The sequence below is a fragment of the Lactobacillus sp. UMNPBX12 genome, from assembly GCF_002553955.1.
In the GTDB taxonomy this organism is placed as follows: domain Bacteria; phylum Bacillota; class Bacilli; order Lactobacillales; family Lactobacillaceae; genus Lactobacillus; species Lactobacillus crispatus.
Genome location: NZ_PCYY01000077.1, coordinates 1 through 417, shown reverse-complemented (window position 1 = coordinate 417; position 417 = coordinate 1). Strand labels below are relative to the sequence as shown.

The following is a 417-nucleotide window of genomic DNA, read 5'->3' as shown; positions in this document are numbered from 1 at the left end:
AAAAGGCGATATCCAATTCGGCAATGATTTACTGTCCAGCGACCGCACCCCATTCGCCGTTCTGCGAAACGGCAGCTTTATTACGAACGATTATATATACACAAAGAACACGTGCTATAGCCAAAAAACAGGTGAAGTGCTGGAAGATCAGGATGCGTGCCTCCCTTACAAGGAGAAAGCAAACGAAGAACTTTCTCTCTCTGATAAAATTTTAAATGGTGACCTGCTCAGGTTTTCCGAATGAAAAAATCCCTCTATCAAGAGGGATTTTTTACGTTTCCAACATCACCTTGCCAGTCAGCTTTGTTTCATAGCCGTTTAAATGAGACAAATTCGCCTTGTATTCCTCAGAATTCAAAATCTCCTTCACGGCTTTCAGCAGCTGCTCATGTTTTTTCAAAACAACGATATCATATT

The 417-nt window shown here is 41.2% G+C and carries 1 pseudogene; it reads left to right on the top strand.

Features of this window, described 5'->3' with window-relative positions:
• Window positions 1-244 (top strand): annotated as a pseudogene (locus CP363_RS11100) (LTA synthase family protein); the annotation flags it as partial.
• Window positions 245-417: the final 173 nt, after the last annotated feature.